Source organism: Halotalea alkalilenta DSM 17697, assembly GCF_000621205.1.
Lineage (GTDB): Bacteria > Pseudomonadota > Gammaproteobacteria > Pseudomonadales > Halomonadaceae > Halotalea > Halotalea alkalilenta.
In genome coordinates this window covers 1-24,919 of record NZ_KK211230.1, presented here as the reverse complement: position 1 = coordinate 24,919, position 24,919 = coordinate 1, and the positions used below count along the sequence as shown (strand labels likewise).

Below are 24,919 nucleotides of genomic sequence, written 5' to 3'. Positions count from 1 at the left end.
ACCTCATGCCTCCACCTCGGCGAGATCGCCGTAGCGCTCGAGCCAGTTGCGCCGGTCGCCGGCACGCTTCTTCGCCAGCAGCATGTCGAGCAGATCGAGGGTGCCGTCGCCTGCGTCGCGGGTGAGCTGCACCAGGCGCCGGGTGTCCGCCGCCATGGTGGTCTCGCGCAGCTGGATCGGATTCATCTCGCCCAGCCCCTTGAAACGCTGCACGTTCGGAGTGCCGCGCTTGCCGGCGAGCTGCTTGAGGATCTGCGCCTTCTCGCTCTCGTCCAACGCATAGTGGACCTCCTTGCCGAGGTCGATGCGATAGAGCGGCGGCATCGCGATGAACACGTGGCCGGCATCGACGAGGCTCGGGAAGTGGCGAACGAACAGCGCGCACAGGAGCGTGGCGATGTGCAGACCGTCGGAGTCGGCGTCGGCAAGCACGCAGACCTTGTGATAGCGCAGCTTGGAGAGATCGCTGCTGCCCGGGTCGAGGCCGAGGGCGACGGCGATGTCGTGGATCTCCTGGGAATTGAGCACCTCGTTGGAATCCACTTCCCAGGTATTGAGGATCTTGCCGCGCAGCGGCAGGATCGCCTGGGTCTCGCGATCCCGCGCCTGCTTGGCGCTGCCGCCGGCAGAGTCGCCCTCGACCAGGAAGAGCTCGCTCGCCGCCGGGTCCTGGCTCGAGCAGTCGGCCAGCTTGCCGGGCAGCGCGGGGCCCTGGGTGATCTTCTTGCGCACCACCTTCTTGGCCGCGCGCAGGCGGCGCTGGGCGGCGCTGATCGCGAGCTCGGCGAGCTGCTCGGCCTCCATGGTGTGGGTGTTGAGCCACAGCGAGAAGGCGTCCTTCACCGATGCCGACACCACCCCGGCGACCGCCCGCGATGAGAGCCGCTCCTTGGTCTGGCCGGCGAACTGCGGGTCATGCATCTTCACCGAGAGCACGAAGGATATCCGCTCCCACAGGTCGTCGCCGGTCAGCTTGACGCCCTTGGGCACCAGGCTGCGGTAGTCGCAGAACTCCTTCAGCGCCTCGACCAGCCCGCTGCGCAGGCCGTTGACGTGGGTGCCGCCAAGCGGGGTGGGGATCAGGTTGACGTACGACTCCTGCAGCGCCTCGCCGCCCTCGGGCAGCCACTGCACCGCCCAATCGACGTGGTGCTCGTCATCCTCGCCGTGGCCGAGGACGGGCTCGCTCGGCAGCAGTTCGAAGCCATCGAGCGCCTGGACCAGATAGTCGCGCAGGCCGTCCTCGTACTGCCATACGCTCTCGGCACCGTCGGTGTCGACCAGCGTCATCTTGAGCCCGGGGCAGAGCACCGCCTTGGCGCGCAGCAGGTGGCGCAGCCGGGAGACCGAGACCTTGGCGCTGTCGAAGTAGCTGGCATCCGGCCAGAACCTCACCAGGGTACCAGTGGCCCGCTTGGCGACGCTGCCGATCTGATGCAGCTCCTCGGCCTTGTCGCCGTTGGCGAAGGCGATCGCGTGGCGCGCGCCGTCGCGGCTGACTTCGACCTCGAGCCGGGTCGACAGTGCGTTGACCACCGACACCCCGACCCCGTGCAGGCCGCCGGAGAAGCGATAGCTCGAATTGGAGAACTTGCCCCCCGCATGCAGCCGGGTGAGGATCAGCTCGACCCCGCTGACCCCGTGCTCGGGGTGGATGTCGATCGGCATTCCCCGGCCGTCGTCCTCGACCTCAATCCCGCCGTCCTCGCGCAGCCTTACGACGATCGAGCGGGCGTGGCCGGCCAGCGCCTCGTCGACGCTGTTGTCGACCACCTCCTGGACCAGGTGGTTGGGACGGCTGGTGTCGGTGTACATCCCCGGGCGTTTGCGCACCGGGTCGAGACCGGAAAGGACCTCGATGGAGCTGGCGCTGTATTGACTCATTAGGGCTGGATAATCGCGAATGATGAACTGGGGCGACGCCCTGCGGCGTCACGGGTTGCCCGGAATCCTATCCGATCAGGCCGGCGCGGGCTAACAGCCCGGGCAGCAGGCGCGGATAGGCGCCGAGCGCATGATTGTCTCCTGGTACCACCAGCACCCGCGCGCCGCGGTAGAAACGCAGCGCCTCGCGGTGATCGAGCACCTCGTCGCAGCCGCCGAGCAGCACGGTGAAACGCGAGGGCTCGCGCGGCCTGCCCGGCTGGAGCTCGAGCAGCTGGTCTACGTAGCAGGGCTCGACCCGCGAGCGCGCACCGGTGACCGGATTGACCTGCTCGACGTCGACCATGCCGCGCGCCAGGCGAACCGGGTGCACCGCCGGATTGATCAGGCCGAGCACCGCGACCTGCCGGCGCTCGGCCAGGCAGGTGGCGAGAAAGCCCCCCATCGAGCTGCCGATCACCAGCGTCGGCCCCTCGAGGGAATCGAACGCCTCGAGCACCACCGCGAACGCGTCCGCCGGACGGTTGGGCAATACCGGCGCGACGAAACGCGGCCGCGACGCCAACCGCGCACAGGCGTCACAGGTCTGTCGAGCCTTGGGGGAGTCGGGATGGCTATTGAAGCCGTGCAGGTAGAGGACGTTGTCGACGGACACTCGCTTTCTCCGCTCGCGCCGCTCCACGAGGCGACGACGTAAGGCAATGCCCGCTCTGGCGCCGGCGCGATCGACGCTCAGCGAGACACCAACGCCAGAGAGGCGACCCAGCATAGCGCATAACCTGTATGCATAGACAGCCGCATTTCTCTTTCACGCTCGCCTCGCCGACGCTCGAACGCGCCGGGGAGGCGAGCCGCTGCCGGTCGGACTAGCCGCGCCGCACCCGCTCGACCAGATGGCGCGAGGAGTCGTCGAGCTGGTCGAGCCCCTCGCCGCTGAGCAGGATCGCCTCGGTCTCGGTAGCGATCTTCTTGCCGAGCTCGACGCCCCACTGATCGAACGAATCGATGTCCCAGATCACCCCCTGGACGAACACCTTGTGCTCGTAGAGCGCGACCAGGGCGCCGACGCTCTCCGGGGTGATCGACTCGAGCAGGATCGTCGAGGAGGGCTGGTTGCCGGCGTAGCGCTTGTAGGGAGGCGGCGTCTGCTCGCTCTTGACCGCTTCATCGCCGAGCATCAGCACCCGCGACTGGGCGAAGCAGTTGGCCAACGCAAGGCGATGCTGGGTCTTGAAGCTCTCACGCAGGGCGTCGTTCTCGATCTCATCATAGCGGTTGATCGGCGCGATGAAGTCGCAGGCGACCGCCTGGGTACCCTGGTGGAGCAGCTGGTAGAAGGCATGCTGGCCGTTCGGCCCGACCTCGCCCCACAGCACCGGGCAGGTGGAATAATCGACCGGGGCGCCGGCGTTGGTCACCGACTTGCCGTTGGACTCCATCTCGAGCTGCTGGAAGTAGCCGGGCAGGTACTTGAGCCGGCCATCGTAGGGCAGCACCGCGAGCGAGCGGATATCGAGGAAATTGACGTTCCAGATCCCGGCGAGGGCGAACAGCACCGGCAGGTTGTCGGCCAGCGGAGCATGGCGGAAGTGCTCGTCCATCTGGTGGGCACCGGCGAGCAGGCGCTGGAAGTTGTCCATCCCGACCTCGATCGCGATGCCGAGCCCGATCCCGCTCCATAGCGAGTAGCGCCCGCCGACCCAGTCCCAGAACAGCACCCGGTGCTCTTCGGCGAAGCCCCACTCGGCCATTTTCTCGGGCTTGGTCGAGACGCCGATGAAGTGCTGCGCCTTGAGCGCGGCCTCCTCCACGCCGGTGCCCCGGTTCAGCCAGACCAGCGCGGTATCGGCGTTGGCCTTGGTATCGATGGTGCCGAACGACTTCGACGAGTAGATGAAGATGGTGGTCTCGGGGTCGAGCTTCGGCAGTACGTCGGCGAGCTGGGTGCCATCGATGGTCGAGGCGAAATGGACCGCGACCGGGTTGTCGACATCCACCCGGTAGCCACGCAGCGCGCTCGAGACCATCAGCGGACCGAGATCGGAACCGCCGACGCCGAGGTTTACCACGTCGGTGATCACCTTGCCGGTGGCGCCCTTCCACTGCCCGGAGTGAAGCCGCTCGACCAGCGTGCGCATTCTCGCCAGCGAAGCGTGGACATCGGCGACCACGTTGCGGCCATCGAGCTCGAGCTCGGCGTCGGCGGGCAGGCGCAGCGCGGTATGCAGCGCCGGGCGGCCTTCGGTGAGGTTGATCGCATCACCCCGGGTGAGCTGCTGGATCGCTTCCTTGACCCCAGCCTCCTCGGCCAGCGCGAGCAGCTTATCGAGGGTCTCGCGACGCATCCGCTGCTTGGACAGATCGAGGGTGATGCCGGCCGCTTGGCGAGAGAAGTCGGTGAACCGCTCGCCCTCGGCGAACAAGGTCTTGAGGTGGACGTCGCGCATACCGCCCTCGAGGTGCGATTCGAGGGCCTTCCATGCGGGGGTCTGTGTGATCGACATCTTGCGTGCTCTCTCCCGGGGTGGACGGTGGGGCGGTCGCCGCGCCCGCGCGAGCGCGGCCGCTCGGGTTCGGCGAACCTTTGAATCTTCCGTAAGCATAAGCCAGTGTGCGGCAGGATAGCTCGTCGCGCCGCTACAAGTCGCCTGCCGCCGTGTAACCAGCGGCATCGACGGCGTAGAATGGCGCTCAGCGACGAGGCCATGGTTCCGCTAGCTCGTCATCTTACGAAAGTTTCGGTCAAGCTCAATGAAAGACGCCCAGCAGGATCAGATCTACGCCACGCCGCAGGAGCGTATCTCGCGCTTCTCCTTCGACGAGCGCGTCGCCCACTGCTTCCCCGACATGATCAACCGCTCGGTGCCGGGCTATGCCCAGATCACCGCGATGTGTGCGCTGTTCGCCGAACGCCACCTGCGCCCCGGCGCCCACATCTATGATCTCGGCTGCTCCCACGGCGCGGCGAGCCTTGCGATCTGCGAACGCCTCGCCGAGCGCCCGTTCACCCTCACCGCGGTGGACCTCTCGCCGGCGATGGTGGCGCGGGCCCGGGCCAACCTCGCCGCGCACTGCCCGGCGGCGAGGCTCGACGACGTCGAGCTGATCGAGGGCGACATTCTCGCGCTCGAGTATCGAAGCGCGGGGATGATCGTGCTCAACTTCACCCTTCAATTCCTGCCGCCAGAGCGTCGCGCAGAGCTGCTAGAGCGGCTCTTCGACGCGCTCGAGCCGGGCGGAGTGCTGGTGCTGTCGGAGAAGGTCCGTTTCGAGCCCGAAGAGATCGAGCATGAGATCTTCGATCTGCACCATGACTTCAAGCGCGCCAATGGCTACTCCCAGCTCGAGATCAGCCAGAAGCGCAGCGCCCTGGAAGAGGTGATGTTGACCGACACCCTCGAGCTCCACCACCAGCGCTTGGAAGCAGCCGGCTTCGCCCGCCATTTCACCTGGTTCCAGTATCTCAACTTCGCCTCGATCCTCGCCCTCAAGGCCAGCTAAGCTCGGGAAGCCGCACGTTGTCGACCTACGACCCCCACCACCACGACCTCTTCCATGCGTTCGTCGACCAGGGCCTCGAACGCTGGCTGGCGCGCCTGCCCGAGCAGCTCGCCACCGGACTCGACCGCAGGCGCCACGGCGACCTGCCCGGCTGGCAGCGCGCGGTGGAGAAGCTGCCGGTACTGCCGGCCGAGCGCCGGGTGAGGCTGGACGCCGACCGGGTGGAGGTCGATCTCGCGCTGTCAGCCGCGGATCGCGCGCGCTGCGAGAACCTGCTGCGCCAGCTGATGCCGTGGCGCAAAGGGCCGTTCTCGCTCGGCGGCATCGAGATCGATACCGAATGGCGCTCCGACTGGAAGTGGCAGCGTATCGCGCCACACCTGCAAGAGCTGCGCGGGCGCCGGGTGCTCGACGTCGGCGGCGGCAGCGGCTACCACGGCTGGCGGATGGCCGGCGCCGGGGCGGCCTTCGTGCTGGTGATCGACCCTTCGCCGCGATTTTTCTTCCAGTTCCAGGCGGTGCGCCATTTCGTCGGCGACGCCGACGGCGGGCGCACCCATTTCCTTCCGGTCGGCATCGAGGCGCTGCCCGAGCGTCTCGAGGCCTTCGACACGGTGTTCTCGATGGGTGTGCTCTACCATCGCCGCTCCCCGCTCGATCATCTCCACCAGCTGCGCGAGGCGCTGCGCCCGGGCGGCGAGCTGGTGCTCGAGACCCTGGTGGTCGAAGGCGATGCCGAGCGCGTGCTGGTGCCGGGCGAGCGCTATGCCAGCATGCCCAACGTCTACTTCCTGCCCTCGTCCCAGGCGCTGGCCCACTGGCTCGAGCGCTGCGGCTTCGAGAACGTCCGCGTGGTCGACGAGGGCGACACTTCGCTCGAAGAGCAGCGCAGCACCGACTGGATGCGCTTTCAATCGCTCGCCGACTTCCTCGATCCCGACGATCGCCGGCTGACCGTGGAGGGCCACCCCGCACCGCGCCGGGCAGTGCTGATCGCTCAGCGCGGGCGATGAACCCCATCCATAGCCACGAACAATCACGAAACAGATATTGATATAAATTCATTCACCGACAGAAGCCGGTGATGATTGCCTGTCGCGTTAATAGCAAATATTCTCGTTTTCACTCCTACCGCATTTTTGCTCCGCGCCATCGTATCGAAGGCGCGGAGCCTCAAGCCGCTCGCGAGGTGTCGACATGAGCCAAGCTCCCTTCATTCGTGAGGCGTTCTTCGAAGCCCGTTCGCGGGTGCCAGATTTCAGCATCCATAAGCTCGCCGGCCAGCTCGGCGTCAGCCAGGGGCAGATCCAGGCGGCACGCCTCGGCCACGGTGTCACCGGCCTCGCACTCACGCCCTGCGACCTGGTGATGCGCCTGCCCTCGCTCGGCGCGCTCGAGATCATCACCACCTCGCCCCACGCGCGGCTGAAGAGTACAAGCCCACGGCTGCGCATCGCGGGCCTCGAGAACGCGGCGCTTTCCCTGCGCATGCTGCTGCCGCACTGGTACTGGGCCTGCCTGAGCGAGGACGCTGAACCGGCGATCGAGGTCTTCGACCGCTACGGGCGGATGCTGCACCGGATCAGCAGCGCCCCGGAGCAGCCGCGCGGAGAAGGCTGGGACCGGCTGGCCCGACTGCAGTGGGCACGGGAGCCCGCCTTCACCGACCTGGTGGAGGTCGCCCCGGCGCCGCCCGAACGGTTGCCACGACTGGTCGACGAATGGAAGGCGATGCGCGACGAGACCGAGTTCTCCGCGCTGCTGCGTCGCCACCACCTGCGCCGCATCGATGCCTACCGGGCGGTGGAGAACCGCTATGCCCAACGAATGACCCCGCGCTGCTTCGTCTCCACCCTCGAGCGCGCGGCCCGCGCGCGTCGCGCGTTGCGCCTGAGCGTCGCCAACGCAGGGGGCGTGCACAGCCACGCGGCGCTGTACGGCCACGTCGGCGAGCGTGCGGATCACATCGAAGCGCTCGGCGGCGGCGCCTGCCTGAGCCTGGAGCGCAGCGCGATCGCCGAGACCTGGCTGATCAGCCAGCCGAGCGCCGATGGCATCCAGTGCCGGCTCGAGGCCTTCGGGCACAGCGGGCGGATGATCGCCCAGCTCGCCGACGCCGCCCCCTCCCGACTGCCGGTCAGCACCCCCAGCGCGATGAGCCTGTTCGGCTAGGAGTGGCCAGGAGTGCGCTCCCTGCGCATCGCAAAACGCATTGCCGCAGGAAAAGAAGCCGGATCGCCATGGCGATCCGGCTTCTTTTTCATTCAGGCCAGTGACTTACACTCGCTGGCTCAGTGCTTGAGCAGTTCGCTCAGGTCCTTGGCTTCCCAGTGCGGGAAATAGCGCCGCACCAGGGCATTGAGCTCGAGTTCGAAGCCTTGCCAGTCGACCTCGCGCGATGCCTCGCCGGGTTCGCGGGCCTCGCGAATCATGCCGGCACCGACGGTCACGTTGCTCAACCGGTCGATGACGATGAAGCTGCCGGTCCCCGGGCTCACCCGATAACGATCGAGCGGCACCGACTGGGTCAACGCGACCTGGACCCTGGCGATGTCGTTGAGCGCCAGCTGCCCGGTGGCGTAGTGATCGAGGCTGTTGACGTCGATACCGTAGAGGATCTCGCCAATCTGGCCGCTGGCCTCGCGGGTGGCGAGCTTGAAGTCGTACTGACGCCCTGGCACCAGCGGCTGCTCGCTCATCCAGACCAGGTCGGCGTCGAAGGTATCGCTCTCGGCGACCTGATCGTCGATGCCCACCAGCCAGTCGCCGCGCGAGACGTCGATTTCGTCGGCGAGGGTCACGGTGACCGCCTGGCCCGGATAGGCGGCGTCGAGGTCGCCATCGAAAGTGACCACGCGCTCGACCGTCGATACCCGCTGCGAGGGCAGCGCGCGAACCTGCTGCCCGGGGCGCAGCACGCCTGCGGCGAGCGTTCCCGCATAGCCGCGAAAATCGAGGTTGGGGCGGTTGACGTACTGCACCGGAAAGCGCAGGTCGTCTAAGTTCTTGTCGCGCTCGATATCGACCGTCTCGAGCAGCTCGAGCAGCGGCTTGGCCTCGGGGTCCTCGTAGTACCAGGGGGTATGGACGCTGCGGCCAACCACGTTGTCGCCTTCGAGCGCCGACATCGGGATGAAGCTCAGCTCGGGACCATCGAGGTTCTCGGCGAAGGCAAGATAGTCACGCTTGATCTCCTCGAAGCGCGACTGGCTGAACTCGACCAGGTCCATCTTGTTGATCGCGATCACCAGGCGGCGGATGCCGAGCAGGTCGCAGATGAAGCTGTGACGGCGGGTCTGGGTCTGCACCCCGTAGCGCGCATCGATCAGGATCACCGCGAGCGCCGCGGTGGAGGCGCCGGTGGCCATGTTCCGGGTGTACTGCTCGTGTCCGGGGGTATCGGCGATGATGAACTTGCGCCGGTCGGTGGAGAAGAACCGATAGGCGACGTCGATGGTGATGCCCTGTTCGCGCTCGGACTGCAGGCCGTCGACCAGCAGCGCCAGGTCGACCCTGTCGCCGGTGGTGCCGCGGCTCTTGGAGTCGCGGGTGATCGCCGCGAGCTGATCTTCGAAGATCATCTTGGAGTCGTGCAAGAGCCGCCCGATCAGGGTCGACTTGCCGTCGTCGACGCTGCCGCAGGTGATGAAGCGCAGCAGGTCCTTGCGCTCGTGCTCGCGCAGGTAGCGATCGATGTCGGAGGCGATCAGCTCGGATTGGTGTGCCATGTGGAAATCCTCAAAAAGCTCGAATCAAAGGGAGCGGGACGGCGACGCGGCCGCCTCAGAAATAGCCTTCACGTTTCTTGCGCTCCATCGAGCCCGCCTGGTCGTGGTCGATCGCCCGCCCCGAACGCTCAGAGGTACGGGTCAACAGCATCTCCTGGATGATCTCCGGCAGCGTCGAGGCGTGGGACTCCACCGCGCCGGTGAGCGGATAGCAGCCCAGCGTGCGAAAACGCACCCATTTCTCTTCCGGTACCTCGCCCGGTTCCAGCGGCATGCGGTCGTCGTCGACCTTGATCAGCATGCCATCGCGCTCGACCACCGGCCGGGGCGCAGCGAAGTAAAGCGGCACGATCGGGATCGACTCGAGATAGATGTATTGCCAGATATCGAGCTCGGTCCAGTTGGAGAGCGGGAAGACACGAATCGACTCGCCTTTGTCGATCCTGCCGTTGTAGAGGTTCCAGAGCTCGGGACGCTGGTTCTTCGGGTCCCAGCGATGGTGACGATCGCGGAACGAGTAGACGCGCTCCTTGGCCCGGCTGGCCTCTTCGTCGCGCCGCGCGCCACCGAAGGCCGCGTCGAACTTATGCTCGCTCAGCGCCTGCTTGAGCGACTGGGTCTTCATCACGTCGGTGTACTTGGCGCTGCCGTGGTCGAAGGGGTTGATCCCCGCCGCGCGCCCCTCTTCGTTGACGTGGACGATCAGCTCCATGCCCGAGTCCGCGGCCATGCGGTCGCGGAACTCGATCATCTCGCGAAACTTCCAGGTGGTATCGACATGCATCAGCGGGAACGGCGGCGGCCCCGGGTAGAACGCCTTGCGTGCGAGGTGCAGCATCACCGAGGAGTCCTTGCCGATCGAGTAGAGCATCACCGGGTTGCGGAACTCGGCCGCCACCTCGCGGATGATGTGGATCGATTCCGCTTCGAGCTGCTTGAGATGGGTAAGCCGCTCGGGCGATGGGGTCGCCTGAGCGGTGGGATGCGTATCGACTGTCATGCAGGACCTCGCGAATAAGAGGAAAGCCGCCATCCACGAACGGACGGGGAAATGCGCCCCACCCTAATAGGCACGGCTAATAACGTCAAAGAATCAGCATGTCTGTATTTGAGCGATCGAGTTATAACGCTATCGATCCGGGCCGTCAGCGAGCGTCGAAGGGGAAGCGCACCACCTCGACGTCGAACTGATCATCGCCGAGGGTCAGGCGCAAGTAGCCCGGGAGCGTCTCGCGATCGACGCTGAACTCGTCCGCGTCACGACGAAACTGGTCGACGCAGCCCGGCGAGGTCAGCACCCGGACGTCTCCTCGACGCTGCTCGAGCGCCATGTGGATGTGACCGGCAAGCACGCCGCGCGGTGGACGCCGGGCGGCATCGAGGGTCGCCCAGAAGGCGTCGCGATCAGACAGTTCGATCGCCCCCATCCAGCGCGCCGGCGGTTCGATCGGTGGATGGTGGAGGGCGACGAGCGTCGGCCCGGACGCCTGATCGAGCGACTGGGCCAGGCGAGCGAGCTGGGCCGCCCCGAGCTCGCCGCCGTCGCTTCCGGCCACCCAGCTGTCCAACGGCAGCAACCGCCAACGGCCCAGCATCACAGGCGCATCGAGCGGGCGCAGCCGCGCCATCGTCGCCGGATCGTCATGGTTGCCGGGAATCCAGCTCCACGAACGCCCCAAAGCGTCGCAGGCATCGATCACCCGGCGATAGCTGGCTACCGAGCCATCGTCGCTGACGTCGCCGGCGAGCAGCAGATGATCGAAATGCTCGCGGCCGATCGCCGCGATCGCCGCCTCGAAGCGGCGGTTCGGCGACTCACCGCGCACCAGCGCCGCGGGATCGGCGCGCAGATGGATGTCACCGAGCTGGATCAGCCGCATCGATTGCTCCTGGTGCCGGGGCCGCCCGGCTCAACCCAATGGCGATACGTCGGCGGTATGGCCATAGGCGATCGCGTGGTCGAGCCACTCACCGAGGAAGCGGTTGAGCTGCAGCTTCTCATCGGGCTGGTGCATCTGCGCGTTGGGGTAGCGATAGCGGCCCTGGAAATGGCGCTTGCGCTGGAAATCGGTGACTTCCGCCATGCGTACGTCGTGATAGAGATGCACGCGCATCCGCGGCGAATCGATCAGCGCCTCGAGTACGCCGCTCTGGCTTACGCGCAGCACGGTGGTATAGGGTGCGCGCGACTCGATCTCGAGGTGCAGGCAGCCGAACGAACGGTCGTCGCGCCCCAATGAGATATCGATTCGCTCGCCGGCATCCGAGTCGCCGAGCAGGCGCACCAGACGCAGGAAGTTGCTGGTGCATTCCGCCTGCAGGCTCTTCAGATCGGTGACGTAGGCGGTCTTGTTGTTGGTCGATTGGTTCATCGATTGCTCCTAGCTCGAAGCGTGGCGCGCTCCCGCGCCAGCCACTGAAGTGCGATCAAGGCCATGGCGTTGTCGATGCCTCCCGACTCGACCTGCAACCAGGCGTCGCGGAACGCGATCACGTGAACGCGGATGTCTTCCTGCTCATCGGCAAGCCCGTACACCCCGCCGACGCCGCGACTGTCGATCAGCGCGCAGTAGAGCTGGATCCGCTCGGTGGAGGCACCCGGGCTCGGGTAGTAGGCATAAAGCGGGATCAGCTCGTCCACGGTGCAGCCGGCCTCCTCCATGGTCTCGCGACGAGCGACCTGCTCGGGGCACTCATCGGAGTCGATCAGCCCGGCGACCGGCTCGATCAGCCACGGCGTCGGCGCATCGGGGCGGCCGACCACTCCCGCGCGCACCTGCTCCACCATCACCACGCAGTCCTGCGCGGGATCGTAGAGCAGCACACCGACCGCGTCATAGCGAACGTGCACCTCGCGAACCACCTCGTCGCTCCACCCGCCGTCGAATCGACGATGCACGAAGCGACGCTTCTCGAAGCGAAAGAATCCCTCGTAGAGCAGCTCGCTTGGCTGGGACCGGACGTCGTCGGCGCCGAATTCGACCTCGCCTTGGCCGCGCTGCTCGGGGCTGTCTGCTGAATCCATGCTCTCCTCCCTGCCAATGTGAGAACCGCTGCTAGTGAACCGGCCATACAGCTATACGTCATCCCCACGGTGCGAGCGCTCGCGCTTGCGGGCCGTGTGGCGAATGCGATACTAGCGGGGCTTTCGGCGGATCGTCCCGGCTGAGCGACGATCGAGAACGTGCAGGGTGTGCTGTCAACATGATGGTTTCGCCGGACAAATTCAAGCGAGGCGTCGATCAGCATGAATCAGCGCGGCGACTTTGCGTCCCGCATCGACCAGGAGCCTGGATGAAAGGCCGCAACATGACCCGCTGGCGCGATCCGGCCAAGGATCCCCGCCAGGAACCCAAGAGCAATCTGATCACCCGCCCGGGCTTCGAGCGCATGCAAGGGCTCTACGAGCACTTGAGAAGCGAACGCCGCCCCGAGCTCTCACGCAAGGTCGCCGAGGCCGCAGCCCAAGGCGATCGCAGCGAGAACGCCGACTACACGTACAACAAACGCGAGCTGAACAAGACCATCGCGAGGATCCGCTACCTCGGCAAGCGGCTCGACGAACTCACCGTGGTCGAACGCAAACCGGACGACCGCGAGCGGGTGTTCTTCGCCGCCTACGTCTGCCTCGAGGACGACCACGGCGAGGAGCTGCGCCTGCGCCTCGTCGGCCCCGACGAGACCGACGGCAAGCGCGGTTGGATCAGCATCGACGCCCCGCTCGCTCGCGCCCTGCTCGGCAAGCGCCTGGACGACGAGATCGAGGTCGAAACGCCGGGTGGCTTACGCCGCTATGTAATAATCGAGATCGACTATCATTGACATCGAACGTAGCCTCCGCCACCGGGTCTACACTAGATACAGCCGTATAGGCCAGGAGGGCCACGTCATGAATTCCGTCATGCACTCCCTCATCAAGCGCACGCTGCGCGGCGCGAGCGTGTTCACCATGCTGCTGGTGCTCGGTGCGTGCGCCAGCGTAACGACGCAGCGCGACTTCGACCCCAACCGTAACTTCGCCAGCTACCATAGCTGGAGCTGGATGGATCCGGCGGTCACCTTCACCCCCGACAACCCGCTGACGCGCAGTGACCTCACCCGCCAGCGAATCGACCAGGCGCTCCAACAGCAGCTGCCGGCCAAGGGGCTGCTGCCGGCAGCCGCTGGAACCCAGCCCGACATGCGCATCCAGGCCTCGGTGGCCGAGATCAAGCGTCCGGTGCAGACCGAAACGCTCTACGACTACTACTACGGCGGCTGGGGCCCCTATGGCGCCCGCGGGCGCTATGGCCCCTGGGGTGGACCCTGGGGCGGTCCGGCCTACTTTCGCTCGCAGGTGAGCTACTACAGCTCCACCCTGCTGCAGATCGACATGTACGACGGCCGCGATGGCCGGCTGATCTGGCGCGGACGCGCCGAGAAGGGGCTAGGCCAGCTCGACAACCCCGACCAGCGTGCTCAGGCGATCGCGGAGCTGCTGGCGCAGGTGCTGACCGAGTATCCGCCGGTGCCACGCTAGCGGCGGATACCCGCTCATCACCGGCTCATTCGCCGGTGAGCATGTGATGGACGCGCTGGTTCCAGAGCGGCGAGCACGGCGGCAGGCCGGAAGCGCCACCGAACAGCCGGAAGTCGATCGTCGAGCACCATTCGGAGGAGCCCACGTCGGGCCCATGGCCCTGGCCATCACCCGAGCCGATCTTGCGATCCACCCAGGCCTGCCACTCGGGGGTACCGAGCGTCGGTGCGCCGGCATCGCTACTCGATGTACTCCCCCCCTCCTGCCCACCACCCGGCGCGCTCGCGCAGCCGGCGAGCAGGGCGGTGAAAAGCAGTGCGGGTAGCGTGCGTCGTCCTACAGATAGTCCTACTGATCTCATCCTGACCTCATAGCGTGGCGGTGATCGACGAGCGGTCGAGCAGCGCGGCGAATGGGCGCAGCCGCTCCAAGGCGCGCAGGCCTGGCCTGCGCAGTGACCAGCCTCCCACAAGTGACCGCCTGATCGACTACGAGTTCAGCCAATTCCGCGCCATTGCCCCAGCTGCGATGCACAGCCACGAACAGGCGGGAAGACGATCAGCGACGCTTCGGCCGCGGGCGATCGGCGCGATAGACCCGAAAGCGCCCATCCTCGACCAAAGTGTCGACCCGCTCGAAGCTGGCCTCCAGCGGCGCACGATAAGGCAGGAAGACGTTGGCGACGATGTAGAGCCGACCGCCGGGGTTCAGGTGAGACGGCGCCATCTCGATCAACCGGCGGGCGGGGCCGTAGTCGATATCACGGGCCTGGTGGAATGGCGGGTTGGAGACGATCGCATCGAAGCGCCCTTCCACCCCCAGGAGCATGTCGTGGGCGGTCACCTCGCCTTGCAATCCATTGAGCGCCAGGCTGCGCCGGGTAGCCTCGACCGCGAAGTGATCGACATCGAGCGCCGAAACCCGGCTGCCCGCGCGGGCCAGCCAAGCGCTGATCACCCCATCGCCGCAGCCGACGTCCAGCGCCGTCGCAGGCGCGCGCTTGGCGTACTCTTCGCCGAGCCGCTCGAGCAGCATCCCGGTACCGGCATCGAGCTTGCCGTGGCCGAATACCCCGGGGTGGCTCGCGAGCCGCAGCCCCAGCGCCTCGAACTCGCTCCATCCGTCGTTGCCCTCAGGCAGCGCCACCGTGCGGCTCGAGAACAGCGAGCAGCGCCGCGCGTTGTCGATCCGCTCGCACGGCATAGCGTGCGCCTCGAGCACCTTGGGCACGCGCTTGACCCCGCCCTGGTGCTCGCCGACGATCTCGATCGGCGTCCCCGGCGCCAGCCAGCGGCACAGGGTCTCGAGCCACCAGATACCGAGCGCATGGCTCTTCGGCCAGAACAGCAGCGCCCCTTCGCCCTTTTCCGCAGGCGCGTCGATGCCGATGTGAACCTGCTGGTCGCGCTCGGCGAAAGCAGCACCCACCGCCTCGTTCGAGCTCCAGAACGCCTCGCGACCGGCTCGGACCAGATTGGTCTCGAGCGGCGGCGCGACGCGCCACCAGCCGCGATAGCGGGCAGGATCATGGCGCTCTAGCAGTTGGCAGACGGGGGCGATGGCACTCATGGAAACTCCGCAACGATAGGAATGGAACGCGCGCCCAGGATTCAGGCAGGGCGATGCACGCTGTAATGAAGGTAGCGCCCGAGGCGCCAGTAGGGCTCCGCGCGGCAGTAGGCGAACTCGAGCCGACGCAGGAGGACGAGCTCCTCCTCGCTCGGATAGCGGCTGCGCAGGTAGTCGTGGAATACCCGGATCCCGGTGACCCCGTGGACCTCGAGACCCAACGCATCGAGCCAATCGATTATTTCATCGTGACCCAAAGGCGAGATCGGCGTCAGCCGAGTGCGGCGACCATCGCCGGCAAGACGATCCTCCAGCACCCGCTCGAGGTTGCCCTTGACCACGTTGGAGAACCGCAGCGCATCGCGATTGAACACCATCAACGACATCCAGCCCCCCGGCGCCAGCTGCGCGGCCAGCGCCTCGAGCCCCGCGCGCGGCTCGGCCAGCCACTCGAGCACCGCATGGCAGAAGATACGCGGCCAAGGCCCGGGCGCAAGCCGCTCGAGCGATTGCAAATCCCCCTGCAGGCAGCGCACGTCGAGACCCGCCAAGCGCTCTCGCGCCCGCAACAGCATCTCCTGCGCCGGCTCCACCAGCGTCACCGCATGGCCGCGCCGCGCCGCCCACTCGGCCATCTGCCCAAGCCCACCGCCCGCATCCAAAAGCGGCTCAGCGGACAGCGGCAACTCACGCGCCACCGTATCCTGCAGCAGCGCCAAACGCAGCTGGCCCCGCGACGCCCCATAGAGGCTACGCTCGAACTTCGCCGCCATCTCGCCGACGAAATGCCGATCTTCGCGCATCGCCAAGCCCCATCGGTCAGCCCTTGTCAGGGCGCGGATTCTACCCCCCACCCCACGGCTTGCCCAGCCGCGCCTTTTCCTCGCACGATCGAACCCCTATAATCGTGCGCCGCAGCGGCCCATCACCGTCTCGCCCTCATAGCTCAGCTGGATAGAGCGTCCCCCTCCTAAGGGGAAGGTCGCACGTTCGAATCGTGCTGGGGGCACCACCCGACTTTCCGCACCGTTCCTGAGCATTCCAAATAAATCAAATAAATTCAAATAGTTACGCTTCATCTCGGCGATTTCAGTTCCTCTCACTTCCTGTCCAATCTCGACCGATCTATGCATTTATAGGCATACTGGCAGGCATACACCCCCTGTTAGATCTTTCTTGTATGCCTACGACCCTGACCGTACTGGAAGTGCGCCGCGCCAAGCCGGCCGAAAAGCAATACGCCCTCACCGATGGCAACGGCCTACAGCTCACCGTGTTCCCCAACGGCCGCAAGGCTTGGCAATGGCGCTACTACCGCCCCAACGGCAAGCGCAACATGCTCGGGCTCGGCCGCTTTCCCGAAGTCTCGCTGTCCGATGCGCGTGAGTATGTCTTCGAAGCGCGCAAGCTGCTGCGCCGTGGCATCGACCCTGCCGAACAGCGCAAGGAAGAGAAGCGAACCCAGCTGTTCAACGAGTCGCACACCTTCAAGGCTTTGGCTAGGGAGTGGCATGACAACGCTTCGAAGCGCTGGAAGCCGACCTCCAACCGAACGAGGCTCAGCTGGGCCGCGCTCGAGCAGCACGTCTTTCCCCATGTCGGCAACCGTCCAATCGACTCGATCAAGCCATTGGAATGGCTGGAAGTGATCAAGCGCCTCGAAGCTGCCGGTAAACACGAGCAGAAACGCCGCGTGCATGCCTTCTGCCGCGATATCTACCGCCTCGCCGTCGTCACCGACCGCGCCTCGGGTAATCCCTTGGCCGATCTCGGCGTCGCGCTCGAGCGTGCTACCACCAAGCGCCACTTCCCCCACGTCAGTCAGGCAGAGCTTCCCGCACTCATTCGTGCGCTGGCTAACTACGACGGCAACCCTTTAGTGACCCGGGCATTACGTCTGCTGTTTCTTACCGCCGTTCGCCCCGGTGAGCTGCGATTAGCGAAGTGGGAGGAGTTCGATCTCGGTAACAAGCTCTGGAGGATCCCTGCCGAGCGAATGAAGATGGCCCGTGCCCACCAAGTGCCCCTTCCCCGCCAGGCGGTAAAGCTGCTGCACGAGCTCCACGACATGACCGGCAGCTATCCCCTTCTCTTTCCTGGCCGTAACGATACTCGCAAACCAATGTCCGATATGACCATGTCCATGGCCTATAAGCGCCTCGGTTACGCCGGCCGCCACGTGCCCCACGGCACCCGCCATGTAGTCGCCACCGGACTCAAGGAGCGCGGCTATCCACGTGAATGGATCGAAACTCAGCTATCGCACAAGCTGCCCGGCATTGAAGGCGTCTATACCCATGCTGAACATATGGCGCCCGAGCAACGACCGAAGATGATGCAGGAGTGGGCGGATACATTAGATAGATTTCTCTAAATCTGATACATACATTTCAAGCCACAAGATTTTCAGCTGACTCAAAATGGATCACCCCTAAATGGACATTGCCTAAATGAAAATCAAAACAATACCTTTACTCATAATACCAATAATTATTATCATTACCGCACTCTATTCCATCTATTCATTCATATCCATGTTGCACAATATGGAAAAAACCGCCTTAGCAACTATTATTGCAGCATTCATAGGTTTATGCGGAATCATATTTTCTCAATGGCAGAGCAAAAAAAGGGAAATATCAGAAAGCCACAGAGAGAATAAGATAGAAGTTTATCAAATATTTTTTGATGTAGTAAGAGAGTTAAGAGATCAGCAGCGAATGAATAGCGAGCTTTCTACACCGGAAGAAATTTTTGAAAATTACAAGGATCAATTCGACAAGTTAAATGATGGCATCGTACTTTGGTCTTCACCAAAAGTAATAAAAGCATGGTTAAAATTTAAATCGCATAATTCGGGGCCCAATAATCCTGAAGACATTTTGATAGCTGTAGACAATGTTTACAAGGCCATTCGAAGTGATCTCGGAAATAGTAATTTTGGCTTACAACACGGAGACATAATAAAAATGTACTTATCAGATCCGAACGAGTTGAAAAAAAAATAGGCCCCAGTGCCACATAAATTCTCTTCCATTCGAATATCTCCCAGAGGCCAACCTCCTCCCCCATTAGACAACAGCGTTGTAAAACCCATTTTTACAACGCCGATCGCTCGCGGCCCCTGCTCGTCCCCGGCAAGCTGTCCCTGTCCCGAGCCGGCCTACCCCGTTGGAACGTGGGTATCGCCAGGCTCGGAATCGACGACCGACTTACAGGGACAAGAGATGACCACGCCACACCCCGACCACGACCGACCTTTCGCCCCCGTCGATGCGCTCAAGCTTGGCAACCGCCTGCTGCGCCGCCGCGAGGTCGAGCTCAAGACCGGCAAGAGCCGCTCGGCGATCTACGACGGCATCCACAAGGGCACCTTTCCGGCGCCGGTGCCGATCGGTGAGAACAGCGTCGCCTGGCTCGAAGCCGAGATCGATCGCTGGATCGCCGAGCGGGTCGCCGCCCGCAACCAGACCCTGAACGCTCCGTTCGAGATCCGCCAGGAGGCCCGCGCATGAAACGCTTCACCATGACCGTCGCTGGACAAACGCTCAGCTTCACCGAGGACGACATCGACACCATCCAGGCCGCGCTGGCCAGTGCTACCCAGCGGCCCGGTGCGCGGATCCAGCGCTATGGCGCAAGCGGTCTCGTCTCGGTAGTGATGCAGGACGACCGCCACGGCTTCGCGCAACGCGATGCCGCCAACGACGCGCTCGACTCGGAGCAAGTCGACTACTAGGCCGCGCTCGCCGGCCCCCTCAACACCTCTCGATTCGATCACTGCCCGATGCCCGCCATCGGGCGGCAGGAGCCTTGTCGTGCCCAAACAACGCAAAAACCCCGGTCAGCGCGCCAACGCTGCCGGGATCCTCACCTCGATCGATCACGATCAAGATATCACGCCCATACCCTATGGCGAGCGGCCTAGCGGCCTTTATCACCCCGGTTCAAGGGTGACGCAACGGCTAGGGTTTTCCTCTCCGGGCTTGCCTCGCCTTCGCCGGGCTGGCTATGATGCGCCGGTCACGGCAAATTCCGTGACCGGGCGTGAGAACCCGAGTTCTGAAAGGCGCAGTAGCGCCCCTATCATTGCTGGCGCTTTTTTTACGCTTGCAATGTGTTATGGCGGCCGTGCGTGGGCGGGCTTCGGTCCGGCCGGTGTCCTTTCAGACCGGTTTCTCACCCCGCGTACGGTCGCCCCCAATTGTGTGAGAACGATTGAGGGCGACTCCAAGGAACTGAAAGGAGTCTTACCCCATGGCCATTCACGCCAGTCGTGCGCCCGCACGTCCCGAATCTCCCTCGCTACAACAGATCGCCGTCGCCCAGCTCGGTGCCCGGCTGATCGTCTATCGCGTCAATCGCCGTCCCGCACAGCGCGAGCAGCTGCTCGGCATGCTGGCGATGGCCCAAGCCCTCGGCGCACTCCCCACCCCAGAACACCAGGCTTTGACCACCATCCTCGACCAGCTCCAGCCGTCGGAGGTGGCGCATGGCTAACTCTCTGCTCCCGCCGCACTTGGACGATACCCACGCCTCCGATCGCACGCTGTTCGAGGAAGGCGACCGCCGGCTCTGCGCCGTGCTCGAGCTCCTGGCCTGTGCCAACCGCCACGACCTCGACGGCGCCGGCCAAGCTGACCTCCACGCCATCACCGTGGCCGCCCAGCTGCTGGTCGCTGACGCCGCGCTGCTGCTCGGTCACGCCTATCACCGTCGCGGTCAGGAGGTGAGCCATGGCTGATCTTGCGATTCCTCAACATGCCGCTCCGGCGCTGATCATCAATCCGGCCGTCAGCCACGCAGCGCTGTTCGCCGACGGCGAGCGCTACCTCAACGCCGCCCGCGGGCTGGCCGACACCTTCACCCTGGTGAAGCTCGACGAGACCAGCGACGGCCGCGACGTGACCCAGGTCGCCGCCGCTATCCAGCTGCTGCTCGAGCACGCCGAGGCGCTGCTGTTCACCGCCTATCGCCAGGCCAAGCGGGCGGAGGTGCACCATGGCTGAGCGTCCCACCCTGAGCGCGATTCCCACCGACCTCCAACGCCCCCGCGTCACCGAGCTACTCGAACGCCGGCTCGAGGCGGTACGCCGCGCACCGCGCTCGGCGCGGGCGGCGAACATCTGGATGACCCATGGCCAGATCCAGTTCGCCTTCGCCGCCGGCTGGCTGACCGAGCACGAGGCCAAACGCTTCGAGCGAGCCCTCACCGCGCTCGAGGAGCAGTTCGCGATCGCGATCGCCGATCCCGCCGAGCTCCAACCGAGACAAGCGGCACAGCGGGCCGAGGCGAGCCATCGCCAGGCGCTGGCCCTGGGCTCCGAGCTGACCGAGAACCTCCATTTGCTGCTGGGCATGTGTGCAGCGCTCGCCGATGGCGGCGAGCTCAAGGCGACCACGCTGCGTGCCCGCCATCATCTCTGCTACGTCGCGCGGATCGTCAAGCGCGTGTCATTTGGCGCTGCCCATGACGCGACCCCCACCCAGGGAGGGCCGAGCGATGAATGAGCACGCCACTTTCGCCAAGATCCGCGCCGTGGCCCAGCGGGCGCTCCCGGCCGCCGAGCGGTTGGTCGCCACCTGGCTGCCCGAGGGTAAGCGCCAGGGTAGCGAGTGGGTCGCTCGCAACCCGGCCCGCGGCGACCGTGCGGCCGGCTCCTTCGGCGTTTCGCTGGTCAGCGGCAAGTGGAACGACTTCGCCTCACATGCCGCCCACGGCAGCGACCTGGTGTCGCTATATGCCTACCTGCACGGCTGCCGCCAGGTCGATGCGGCGATGGCGATCGATCGTGCCCTGGGGCTCGGTGCTTTTACTTCCTCATCGTCCCCAAGCGATAGCGAGGCGGCGCCTGCATCCACCGAGGCGATCGCCGAGCGTGCGCAGCGCGAGCGGCAGGCCCAGGCCGAACAGCGCCGCCGCCATCGCGATGCCGAGCGCCGTGCGCGCTGGCTGTGGGACGCGGCGCAGCCGGCCAGTCCCTCGCATCCCTATTTGGTGGCCAAGGCGCTGCCGCCGTTCAAGCTGCGCCAGGGTGGCGACGGCACCCTGTTGGTGCCGCTCTACGGCGATGGGCGCTTGGTGAACCTGCAATGCATCGGCATCGACGGCCGCAAGCGCTTCCTGCGCGGCGGCCGGGTCGCCGGCGCGTATGCCACCCTTGGCCGCGTCACCCAGGGGGCGCCGCTGTTCATTTGTGAGGGCTGGGCCACCGGCGCGACGCTGCATCATGTCACCGGGCGGGCGGTCGCCTGTGCGATGCATGCCGGCAACCTCGCGGCGGTGGTGGCCCGCCTGCGCGAACGCTATGGCGCGGCCGCCCGGCTGATCGTCACCGGCGACGATGACCGCCAGACCGAAGGCAATCCCGGACGTCAGGCGGCGATCGTCGCCGCCGAGGCGCACGGGGCGCGGGTGGTGTTTCCTCGCTGGCCAGTAGGGAGCCCGGACGGGCTGACCGACTTCAACGACCTCTATCGCTGGCGGCTCGGGCGGCTTCCTGGCCCGTCCAGCCAGGCGGCGATGAATGACGCCTTCGGCGAGGAGGGCCGCCCATGAGTCGTCGTTCCCATGAAGCAGTACCTGACCAGGCCGAGCGGTTCCCGACGTCCGGGGAGACGGCACCTCGGCGTAAGGAAGATCAACTGACCCTTATCGCGGAAGGTGTCCGCGAGGACCAGGCGCCCGTCGAGCGCTTGATGCCGCCGCGTCCATGCTTCGCGGTCTACACCGAGCCGACCACGGTCGAGGGCAAGCACTACGTCGCCGGCACCTGGTACCACGGGCTCAAGCAGAGCCCCGGCGATGACCGAGGGATCCCGGTCGATCACTGGATCTGCGCGCCGCTGTTCGTGGTCGCCGAGACCGTCGACAGTGAGGATGGCAGCGTCGGCCGGCTACTGCGCTTCGACTATCGCGGCCGCACTGTCGAATGGGTGATGGCGATGGAGTCGCTCGCCGGCAAGGGCGAGGAGCTGCTGCGCGCGCTGATGCGCCAGGGCCTGGTGGTCGAGTACTACCAGCGCAAGCTGATCCCGGCCTATATCGCCAGCCACCACCGGCTTGACCAGGTGCTGGCCACTACCACCAAACCGGGCTGGCACGCCGCCTCCGGCGCCTTCGTGCTGCCGGGTAGGATCATCGGCGAGGCCGAGGTGCGCTACCAGGAGAGCGGGCGCGGGGTGCGCCTGTTCACCCAGGCCGGCACGCTGGCCGCCTGGCAAGCCGAGGTGGCCAGGCCCTGCCTCGGCAACCCGGTGCTGATCCTGTCGCTGTGCTGCGCGCTCGCTGGCCCCTTGCTCTACAAGGTCGGCGTCCACGGCGGCGGCGTGCACCTGGTTGGCGACTCCTCGAGCGGAAAATCACTCGCCCAGCTAGTCGCCGCCTCGGTCTGGGGCGATCCCGGCGTGTTTGCCGCCTCTTGGGACATCTCCAAGGGCGGGGTCGAGATCGAGGCCACCAGCCGGAACGACACCATTCTGATCCTCGATGAGATCAAGCGGGCGGATCCCAAGCGGGTGCAGGAGATGGCCTATGCGATCGCCAACGGCACCGGCAAGGGCACGATGACCCGCGAGCGCGAGGGGCGGCCCAAGCTCTATTGGCGACTGCTGGCGCTCTCCAGCGGTGAACGCTCGCTGAGTGAGCATGCCGCCATCTCCGGCAACCCGGCCCACGCCGGCGCCGAGCTGCGCATGGTCGACGTCAACGCCGGCTCCCGTCGCCATCGCGCCTTCGATGACCTCCACGGCCTGAGCGGCGAGGAATTCCACCGCACCCTGACCGTGGCCACCCATGGCAGCTATGGCCATGCCGGCCCGGTGTTCGTCGAGCGGCTGCTCGAGCATGACGACCTCGACCGACTGTGTGCCCGCTTCGCCGAGATCCGCAACGGTTTCGACGTCCGTAACGCCCAGGCTGGCCGGGTCGCCGATCGCTTCGCTTTGATCGCGCTGGCGGGAGAACTGGCCATCGACCAGGCACTGCTGCCCTGGCAGGAGGGTGATGCGCTCAATGCCTGCCGCCAACTGTTTGCCGAGTGGCTGGCCCGGGTGGGCGACGGCAACGCCGAGGATCGCCAGATTCTCGCCAGCATCGCCGACTTCATCGACCGCCACGGCGATAGCCGCTTCTCCTGCATCGATAGCTTCGTGGTGGTCAACCAGCGCGCCGGCTATTGGGAGCTCCAGGACGATCAACGGCTGTACCTGTTCAACCGTGCCGGACTTGCCGAGGCCGCGCCGGGGTTCGGGCTCGATCGCATCGTCAAGGCGCTCGTCGCCGCCGAGGCGCTTGCCAAACGCGATGCCGGCAAATGGCAAAAGAACTACCGGCTCAAGAACGGCGGACAGACCCGCCTCTACGTCATCGATCCTACCCGCCTCGAGGTATTCGCTGGCCAGGAAAGGGAGGTCGATCGCGATGCCGAGCACGGAAGAAAAAGCTTAGCCTGCTAGCAAAACATCACCTCGAAGCGACGACCCAAGAGACAACGAAGGTGAGGGCATTGGTTTCCCGGCAGAAAAAGCCGGGGCAACACGGGCAACGGTGCAACGCCCCCGCCACTGCTGGGCGCAAGCGTTGCACCGCTAAAAAAGAAGGAGGCAACGGGGCAACACATATAGCTTTTTATTAAGACCATTTCTTTCTCTTATTCCGAAAACGGAGGTCCGTTGCACTGCTGCACGGGGCCGTTGCACATCGAAATCGCGCTGTAACCCGCATGGTTGATGGGTTGTTGCCTCGTTGCACGTGTTGCAGCCGATTTTATACAGAGAGGAACGTTTTATAGGGAGGACACACTCCACCGACACCCCCGAAACGCGACCGGATCCGCCTTCCTGGCCGGCGAAAAAGACCAGGACCACGACACCGACACCACCCCAAGGAACGACCATGAACGACCGCGCCACACTGCCCCAATTGCTCGTCAACCAACTCGACGCCCACGACCAGGCCAAGGCCGGCTATCAGGAGAGCCGCACCAAGACCCTGGCCATGGCCGACCGGGTCGACAAACACCGCCAGGCGGCGAACGCCGCCCGCTTCGAAGCCGAGGAGGCGACCCGGCAATGGCGTGACCGCTTCCGTGACGCCGACGGTGAACTGACCAAGCCGATTCGCCAGCTCAAGGCCAAGGCGGCCGAGCATGCGGAGCTAGCCGGGGAGTACGAGCAACTCGCCGACACGCTCGAGGCCGACCTCGAGGAGGTACGCTTCGACAATGCCGATCGTCGCACCGCCTACCTGGGCCACTACCGGGCCGCCAGGGAGGGATGGCGCCGCTACCGCGTGGATACCCTGGCCGAGCAGGTGTTCGGCACCGAGGCGGGGCAGGCACTACTCGCGGCGATCGCCTCGCACCGCGCGCTGATCGAGGAGCAGGTCGCGCAAGACCCCGTCGTCGGGCGCAGCTTCGGTATCTCCGCGCCCACCCTTGCCGGTCAGGTCGAGGAGCGGCAGGTCACGACGCACCGCTACCGTGAGTGGCTCGAAGCGCTGGTCGAACGACATCGGCAAGGCGAGCCTAAGCAGGATCCATTGCCCGAGTCGATGCGCCTGATCCAGCGTGATAGGCGCGAAGGCGACGCCCAGAAGGTGCATTCTCCTGCGTATCGCCACCGCAGACGCGTGGAGCGAGAGCAAGCCAGACAGCGCCAGCGCAGCTGACCGCCAACGACGCTCACCCAGCCTTGGCCGCGCACCGCGCGGCCTTTT

The 24,919-nt window shown here is 65.4% G+C and carries 27 protein-coding genes and 1 tRNA gene; 17 read left to right on the top strand and 11 right to left on the bottom strand.

The features are described 5' to 3' along the window. Positions 1-3: 3 nt before the first annotated feature. The 3 genes from parE to pgi all read right to left on the bottom strand — a co-directional run bounded on the left by parE (position 4) and on the right by pgi (position 4,388). Positions 4-1,884, bottom strand: coding sequence for a DNA topoisomerase IV subunit B (gene parE, locus Q376_RS0115670; protein WP_027351105.1), 1,881 nt, complete (start codon positions 1,882-1,884; stop codon positions 4-6). A 67-nt stretch (positions 1,885-1,951) separates the two neighbouring features. Next, entirely contained in the window at positions 1,952-2,539 is a 588-nt protein-coding gene (locus Q376_RS0115665; protein ID WP_027351104.1) for a YqiA/YcfP family alpha/beta fold hydrolase, read from the bottom strand. Positions 2,540-2,750: 211 nt separating this feature from the next. Beyond that, positions 2,751-4,388, bottom strand: a complete 1,638-nt coding sequence (pgi, locus tag Q376_RS0115660) for a glucose-6-phosphate isomerase (protein WP_027351103.1) — start codon at positions 4,386-4,388, stop codon at positions 2,751-2,753. Between the two features lie 247 nt (positions 4,389-4,635). Here pgi and cmoA point away from each other — a divergent pair, with 247 nt between their 5' ends. The 3 genes from cmoA to Q376_RS0115645 all read left to right on the top strand — a co-directional run bounded on the left by cmoA (position 4,636) and on the right by Q376_RS0115645 (position 7,557). Next, the gene (cmoA, locus tag Q376_RS0115655; protein ID WP_027351102.1) at positions 4,636-5,385 is read left to right on the top strand and encodes a carboxy-S-adenosyl-L-methionine synthase CmoA; all 750 of its coding nucleotides are present in this window, start codon (positions 4,636-4,638) and stop codon (positions 5,383-5,385) included. A gap of 17 nt (positions 5,386-5,402) precedes the next feature. Then, complete coding sequence (cmoB, locus tag Q376_RS0115650; protein ID WP_027351101.1) at positions 5,403-6,398, top strand: tRNA 5-methoxyuridine(34)/uridine 5-oxyacetic acid(34) synthase CmoB; 996 nt, start codon at positions 5,403-5,405, stop codon at positions 6,396-6,398. A gap of 184 nt (positions 6,399-6,582) precedes the next feature. Further along, positions 6,583-7,557, top strand: a complete 975-nt coding sequence (locus Q376_RS0115645) for a ChuX/HutX family heme-like substrate-binding protein (RefSeq protein ID WP_027351100.1) — start codon at positions 6,583-6,585, stop codon at positions 7,555-7,557. A 119-nt stretch (positions 7,558-7,676) separates the two neighbouring features. Here Q376_RS0115645 and cysN read toward each other — a convergent pair whose 3' ends face one another. The 5 genes from cysN to Q376_RS0115620 all read right to left on the bottom strand — a co-directional run bounded on the left by cysN (position 7,677) and on the right by Q376_RS0115620 (position 12,138). Further along, positions 7,677-9,113, bottom strand: a complete 1,437-nt coding sequence (gene cysN / locus Q376_RS0115640) for a sulfate adenylyltransferase subunit CysN (protein WP_027351099.1) — start codon at positions 9,111-9,113, stop codon at positions 7,677-7,679. Between the two features lie 55 nt (positions 9,114-9,168). Continuing rightward, positions 9,169-10,113: a sulfate adenylyltransferase subunit CysD gene (gene cysD / locus Q376_RS0115635; protein WP_027351098.1), complete on the bottom strand. Its 945-nt coding sequence runs from the start codon at positions 10,111-10,113 to the stop codon at positions 9,169-9,171. Positions 10,114-10,258: 145 nt separating this feature from the next. Further along, the gene (locus Q376_RS23010; protein WP_052365395.1) at positions 10,259-10,993 is read right to left on the bottom strand and encodes a metallophosphoesterase family protein; all 735 of its coding nucleotides are present in this window, start codon (positions 10,991-10,993) and stop codon (positions 10,259-10,261) included. A 30-nt stretch (positions 10,994-11,023) separates the two neighbouring features. After that, the gene (locus Q376_RS0115625) at positions 11,024-11,485 is read right to left on the bottom strand and encodes a DUF1249 domain-containing protein (protein WP_027351097.1); all 462 of its coding nucleotides are present in this window, start codon (positions 11,483-11,485) and stop codon (positions 11,024-11,026) included. Further along, entirely contained in the window at positions 11,482-12,138 is a 657-nt protein-coding gene (locus Q376_RS0115620) for an NUDIX domain-containing protein (protein WP_052365393.1), read from the bottom strand. Before Q376_RS0115620 ends, Q376_RS0115625 begins: the two co-directional genes overlap by 4 nt. A gap of 269 nt (positions 12,139-12,407) precedes the next feature. On the opposite strand from Q376_RS0115620, the gene greB reads away from it, so the two are divergent. Both greB and Q376_RS0115610 read left to right on the top strand, forming a co-directional pair. Beyond that, positions 12,408-12,935, top strand: coding sequence for a transcription elongation factor GreB (gene greB, locus Q376_RS0115615; protein ID WP_081803599.1), 528 nt, complete (start codon positions 12,408-12,410; stop codon positions 12,933-12,935). 67 nt (positions 12,936-13,002) lie between these two features. Continuing rightward, on the top strand, positions 13,003-13,632 hold the full coding sequence (locus Q376_RS0115610) for a DUF4136 domain-containing protein (RefSeq protein ID WP_081803598.1): 630 nt from the start codon (positions 13,003-13,005) through the stop codon (positions 13,630-13,632). 25 nt (positions 13,633-13,657) lie between these two features. Here Q376_RS0115610 and Q376_RS24485 read toward each other — a convergent pair whose 3' ends face one another. The 3 genes from Q376_RS24485 to Q376_RS0115595 form a co-directional block, all read right to left on the bottom strand. Next, positions 13,658-13,993, bottom strand: coding sequence for a hypothetical protein (locus Q376_RS24485; protein WP_081803597.1), 336 nt, complete (start codon positions 13,991-13,993; stop codon positions 13,658-13,660). 197 nt (positions 13,994-14,190) lie between these two features. Continuing rightward, entirely contained in the window at positions 14,191-15,201 is a 1,011-nt protein-coding gene (locus Q376_RS0115600) for a methyltransferase (protein ID WP_027351093.1), read from the bottom strand. Positions 15,202-15,242: 41 nt separating this feature from the next. Beyond that, positions 15,243-16,004 carry a methyltransferase domain-containing protein gene (locus Q376_RS0115595; RefSeq protein WP_043448275.1) on the bottom strand — a complete coding sequence of 254 codons (762 nt, stop codon included), beginning with the start codon at positions 16,002-16,004 and terminating at the stop codon, positions 15,243-15,245. Positions 16,005-16,136: 132 nt separating this feature from the next. Between Q376_RS0115595 and Q376_RS0115590 the strand changes: the two genes are divergently transcribed. The 12 genes from Q376_RS0115590 (at position 16,137) to Q376_RS0115540 (ending at position 24,871) form a co-directional block, all read left to right on the top strand. Beyond that, a tRNA-Arg gene (locus tag Q376_RS0115590) sits at positions 16,137-16,213 on the top strand. A 168-nt stretch (positions 16,214-16,381) separates the two neighbouring features. After that, on the top strand, positions 16,382-17,575 hold the full coding sequence (locus tag Q376_RS23000) for a tyrosine-type recombinase/integrase (protein WP_043448272.1): 1,194 nt from the start codon (positions 16,382-16,384) through the stop codon (positions 17,573-17,575). Between the two features lie 76 nt (positions 17,576-17,651). Next, complete coding sequence (locus Q376_RS24945; protein ID WP_155834378.1) at positions 17,652-18,209, top strand: hypothetical protein; 558 nt, start codon at positions 17,652-17,654, stop codon at positions 18,207-18,209. Between the two features lie 219 nt (positions 18,210-18,428). Further along, positions 18,429-18,716 carry a helix-turn-helix transcriptional regulator gene (locus Q376_RS22995; RefSeq protein ID WP_052365392.1) on the top strand — a complete coding sequence of 96 codons (288 nt, stop codon included), beginning with the start codon at positions 18,429-18,431 and terminating at the stop codon, positions 18,714-18,716. Continuing rightward, positions 18,713-18,940 carry a hypothetical protein gene (locus tag Q376_RS0115575; protein ID WP_027351091.1) on the top strand — a complete coding sequence of 76 codons (228 nt, stop codon included), beginning with the start codon at positions 18,713-18,715 and terminating at the stop codon, positions 18,938-18,940. The genes Q376_RS22995 and Q376_RS0115575 overlap by 4 nt, the downstream gene beginning before the upstream one ends. 518 nt (positions 18,941-19,458) lie before the next feature. Then, entirely contained in the window at positions 19,459-19,701 is a 243-nt protein-coding gene (locus Q376_RS0115570; RefSeq protein ID WP_027351090.1) for a hypothetical protein, read from the top strand. Next, entirely contained in the window at positions 19,694-19,945 is a 252-nt protein-coding gene (locus Q376_RS0115565) for a hypothetical protein (protein ID WP_027351089.1), read from the top strand. Before Q376_RS0115570 ends, Q376_RS0115565 begins: the two co-directional genes overlap by 8 nt. Beyond that, positions 19,938-20,210 (top strand): hypothetical protein, encoded by a 273-nt coding sequence (locus tag Q376_RS0115560; RefSeq protein ID WP_027351088.1) that lies wholly within the window; start codon positions 19,938-19,940, stop codon positions 20,208-20,210. The genes Q376_RS0115565 and Q376_RS0115560 overlap by 8 nt, the downstream gene beginning before the upstream one ends. Continuing rightward, entirely contained in the window at positions 20,203-20,712 is a 510-nt protein-coding gene (locus tag Q376_RS0115555) for a DUF222 domain-containing protein (RefSeq protein ID WP_027351087.1), read from the top strand. The genes Q376_RS0115560 and Q376_RS0115555 overlap by 8 nt, the downstream gene beginning before the upstream one ends. Beyond that, a complete protein-coding gene (locus tag Q376_RS22990; protein ID WP_052365390.1) occupies positions 20,705-21,760 on the top strand; it encodes a toprim domain-containing protein in 1,056 nt (351 codons plus the stop codon). The genes Q376_RS0115555 and Q376_RS22990 overlap by 8 nt, the downstream gene beginning before the upstream one ends. Next, positions 21,757-23,658: a DUF927 domain-containing protein gene (locus Q376_RS22985; RefSeq protein ID WP_081803596.1), complete on the top strand. Its 1,902-nt coding sequence runs from the start codon at positions 21,757-21,759 to the stop codon at positions 23,656-23,658. Before Q376_RS22990 ends, Q376_RS22985 begins: the two co-directional genes overlap by 4 nt. 439 nt (positions 23,659-24,097) lie before the next feature. Continuing rightward, entirely contained in the window at positions 24,098-24,871 is a 774-nt protein-coding gene (locus tag Q376_RS0115540) for a hypothetical protein (protein WP_027351086.1), read from the top strand. Positions 24,872-24,919: the final 48 nt, after the last annotated feature.